Origin of the sequence: Thauera phenylacetica B4P (genome assembly GCF_000310225.1) — a bacterium.
In the GTDB taxonomy this organism is placed as follows: Bacteria; Pseudomonadota; Gammaproteobacteria; order Burkholderiales; family Rhodocyclaceae; genus Thauera; species Thauera phenylacetica.
Window position 1 is genome coordinate 1 of the sequence record NZ_AMXF01000303.1, and the last position, 4,023, is coordinate 4,023.

At 71.7% G+C, this 4,023-nt stretch carries 4 protein-coding genes; all 4 read right to left on the minus strand.

The window, feature by feature from the left end:
* On the minus strand, positions 1 to 455 hold a 455-nt coding region (gene folK / locus C667_RS20865; RefSeq protein WP_004381885.1), incomplete at its 3' end, for a 2-amino-4-hydroxy-6-hydroxymethyldihydropteridine diphosphokinase.
* Between the two features lie 10 nt (positions 456 to 465).
* On the minus strand, positions 466 to 1,836 hold the full coding sequence (gene pcnB / locus C667_RS20870; RefSeq protein ID WP_004381887.1) for a polynucleotide adenylyltransferase PcnB: 1,371 nt from the start codon (positions 1,834 to 1,836) through the stop codon (positions 466 to 468).
* 917 nt (positions 1,837 to 2,753) lie between these two features.
* Positions 2,754 to 3,416 (minus strand): histidinol-phosphatase, encoded by a 663-nt coding sequence (locus tag C667_RS20875; RefSeq protein ID WP_004381889.1) that lies wholly within the window; start codon positions 3,414 to 3,416, stop codon positions 2,754 to 2,756.
* Positions 3,417 to 3,494: 78 nt separating this feature from the next.
* A partial coding sequence (locus C667_RS20880; protein ID WP_004381890.1) for an HdaA/DnaA family protein occupies positions 3,495 to 4,023 on the minus strand: 529 nt, incomplete at its 5' end.

The following is a 4,023-nucleotide window of genomic DNA, read 5'->3' on the forward strand; positions in this document are numbered from 1 at the left end:
CCGGCGAGCGCGGGCAGCAGCGCCGCGACCCCGCCGCGGCCGGGGATGCTCGCCGCGGGGGCGATCTCGGCCAGCGGCAGCAGCGCGAAGGCGCGCTCGTGCATGCGCGGATGCGGCACCTGCAGGCCGGGCTGGTCGATCACCGCGTCGCCGTGCAGCAGCAGGTCGAGGTCCATCGTGCGCGGCGCCATCGGGAAGTCGCGGCGGCGGCCGGCGTCGTGCTCGATCGCGAGCAGGGCCTCGAGCAGCGGGCGCGGGGCGAGCGTGGTGTCGAGCGCGATCACCGCGTTGAGGTAGTCGGGCTGGCCGGCGACGCCCACCGGGGCGCTGCGGTACAGCGAGGAGCTCGCCACGACGCGGGTGCCGGGCAGCGCGTCGAGGCGCTGCAAGGCGTCGGCGAAGGCGGCGGCCGGGTCGCCCAGGTTGGCGCCGAAGGCGATGTATGCGCGGATCAAGCGGGCGTGCTCAGGAGGGATCGACGACGGCGTCGTCGGCCGGCGTGGCGTTCTCGCCGGCCGGCTTGCGCTTGCGCCGGCGGCGCTTCTTCGCGGCCGGGGCGGCCTCGGGCGGCGCCTGGCGCAGCAGCGCCTCGCGCTCGTCGTGGCCGGCGTGGGCGAAGTCGTCCCACCAGTCGACGATCTCCATCGGGATCTCGCCGGCCTGCGCGCGCAGGCGCAGGAAGTCCCAGCCGGCGCGGTAGCGTGGTTGCTCGATGACGCGGTAGGCCGCCTTGCCGGTGCGCTTGTCGAAGCGCGGCTGCATGGCCCAGATGTCCTTGATGTCGCCGGCGATGCGGCGGGTGATCGCGAGCTTGCCGGCCTGGGCGTCGAGCACCTCGTCCATGGCCTCGAAGAGCGCGGGCTGGCTGTGGTCGCCGCCGGCCTTCTTCTTGTCCCAGGTCTTCAGCACCTCGTGCCAGAGCAGCGTGGAGAACAGGAAGCCGGGCGACACGGACTTGTCCTCGCGCACGCGCTCGTCGGTGTTCTCCAGCGCCAGGGTGACGAAGCGCTCGCCCATCGGTTGCTCGAGGATCACGTCGAGCAGCGGCAGCAGGCCGTGGTGCAGGCCCTCGCCGCGCAGCTGCTGCAGGCACTTCATCGAGTGGCCGGAGAACAGCAGCTTCAACATCTCGTCGAAGAGCCGCGCCGCCGGCACGTTCTCGAGCAGCGGGCCCATCTCGCGGATCGGCTGGCGCGCCGCAGGGTCGATGGCCAGCCCGAGCTTGGCCGCCAGGCGCACCGCGCGCAGCATGCGCACCGGGTCCTCGCGGTAGCGCGTGCGCGGGTCGCCGATCACGCGCAGCGTCTTCTGCTGGATGTCGGCGACGCCGTGGTGGTAGTCAACGATGGTCTCGGTGCCGGGGTCGTAGTACAGCGCGTTGACGGTGAAGTCGCGCCGGGTGGCGTCTTCCTGCTGATTGCCGAAGACGTTGTCGCGCAGCACGCGGCCGTGCTCGTCGGTGTCGGTGCTCTCGGCATCCTGGCTGGCGCGGAAGGTGGAGACCTCGATGGTCTCCGGCCCGCTCATCACGTGCACGATCTTGAAGCGCCTGCCGATGATGCGCGAGCGCCGGAAGGCGGCGCGCACCTCTTCGGGCGTGGCGCTGGTGGCGACGTCGTAGTCCTTGGGCGGCTGGCCGATCAGCAGGTCGCGCACCGCGCCGCCGACGACGAAGGCCTTGAAGCCCTTCTCCTGTAGCACCGCGCAAACCTTGCGCGCGGCCGGCGACAGCTGCTCGCGGCGGATGCCGTGGCGTTCAACGGGGAGGATGGCGGGTTCGTGGCGTGCGGGGGTGGCCGGGCGCTTGAAGACCTTGCGCAGCAGCTTGCGGATCATCGGGAAAGGAGTCGTGCTTGCATAAGCGCGCAATGATAACCGATCGAATCGCCCGCACGCTGCGCGAACGCGGCGGTCGCGCAACAGGCACGGCTCGCGGTGCCCACCCCCGCCTTCGCGCCTGCCGGCGCTCCTACATAAACCGGCGCGCGTCCCGGCCGTGCTGTAGGAGCTGCGGCAGCTGCGAACACGGCGGTCGGATCATCGACGCGCGTCGCTTTCGGTCGGCGCCATTTTCGCGCCTGCCGGCGCTCCTAAATAAACCGGCGCGCGTCCCGGCCGTGCTGTAGGAGCTGCGGCAGCTGCGAACACGGCGGTCGGATCATCGACGCGCGTCGCTTTCGGTCGGCGCCATTTTCGCGCCTGCCGGCGCTCCTAGACAAACCGGCGCGCGTCCCGGCCGCGCTGTAGGAGCTGCGGCAGCTGCGAACACGGCGGTCGGATCATCGACGCGCGTCGCTTTCGGTCGGCGCCATTTTCGCGCCTGCCGGCGCTCCTACATAAACCGGCGCGCGTCCCGGCCGTGCTGTAGGAGCTGCGGCAGCTGCGAACACGGCGGTCGGATCATCGACGCGCGTCGCTTTCGGTCGGCGCCATTTTCGCGCCTGCCGGCGCTCCTACATAAACCGGCGCGCGTCCCGGCCGAGCTGTAGGAGCTGCGGCAGCTGCGAACACGGCGGTCGGATCATCGACGCGCGTCGCTTTCGGTCGGCGCCATTTTCGCGCCTGCCGGCGCTCCTACATAAACCGGCGCGCGTCCCGGCCGCGCTGTAGGAGCTGCGGCAGCTGCGAAGACGGCGGTCGGGTCATCGGCGCGCGTCGCTTTCGGTCGGCGCCGCCTTCGCGCCTGCCGGCGCTCCTACACAAACCGGCGCGCGTCCCGGCCGCGCTTTAGGAGCGGCGGCAGCTGCGAACGGTCAGCGCAGCGAGATTACCGGCCAGCCGGCGGACTCGGCGTGGGCGCGCAGGGTGGGGTCGGGGTCGACCGCGACCGGGTCGGTGACGCGCTGCATCAGCGGCAGGTCGTTGTGCGAGTCGCTGTAGAACCAGCTGTGCTCGAAGCTGCGCAGGTGCAGGCCGAGCGACTCCAGCCAGGCGTCGACGCGCTCGATCTTGCCCGCCTTGAAGGCCGGCGTGCCGCGCGGCTTGCCGGTGAAGGCGCCGTCCTGCTGCGCGGGGATGGTCGCCACCACGTGCGGGATGCCGAACTCGCGCACGATCGGGCCGGTGACGAAGGCGTTGGTGGCGGTGACCACCGCGACCAGGGCGCCGCTGTCGAGGTGCTCGCGCACCAGCGTGCGCGCCTTGGGGGTGATCATCGGGCGGATCGATCGCGCCATGAACTCGCTGTGCCAGGCGTCGAGCTGTTCGCGCGGGTGGCGGGCGAGGGGGGCGAGCTGGAAGTCGAGGAAGGCGAAGATGTCGAGCGTGCCGGCCTTGTAGTGCTCGTAGAACTCGATGTTCTTCGCTTCCTGCACCTCGCGGTCGAGCACGCCCTTGTCGATGAGGAACTGCGCCCAGGCGAAGTCGGAGTCGCCGGCGAGCAGGGTGTTGTCGAGGTCGAAGAGGACGAGATTCACGATCGGGCTCCGCAAGATGGATCAGGTGGATGAGGATTCGAGGAAGGCGGGCGCGCATCGGACGCCGCCTCCGCGGGTTCAGATTTCCAGCCCCTGCTGGATCATGTCGCGCAGCAGCGGCAGGGTGATCGGGCGCTTGCGCTCGAGCGAGGCGCGGTCGAGCGCGTCGAGCACCTCGCGCAGGCTGGAGAGCTCGCGGCGGCCGTGGCGCAGCAGGAAGTCCACCACCTCGTCGGCCAGGCGCAGGCCGCGCCGCGCCGCCAGGGTGGCGAGGATCTCGGCGCGCGCGTCGTCGTCGAGCGGCTGCACCTGGTAGATCAGGCTCTGCCCGATGCGGGTGCGCAGGTCCTCGCGCAGCGCCAGGCCGAGCGGGGCGGCGGGGCCGCACAGCAGCAGCGACTGGCCGTTGCCGCGGGCGCGGTTGAAGGCGTTGAAGAGCGCGATCTGCGCGGCGGCGCCGAGCTGGTCGACGTCGTCGATCGCGAGCAGCGCACCGGGGGTCTCGGGTAGGTCGTCCTCGACGGTCGCGGCGGCGAGCAGGTGGGCGGGGCGGCCGGCGGCGCGCGCGGCGTCGACCGCGGCGCGCAGCAGGTGGCTGCGTCCGCTG

Coding starts and splice junctions, on each gene's coding strand:
- pcnB (WP_004381887.1), bottom strand. CDS start 1,836: ATGATCCGCAAGCTGCTGCGCAAGGTCTTCAAGCGCCCGGCCACCCCC.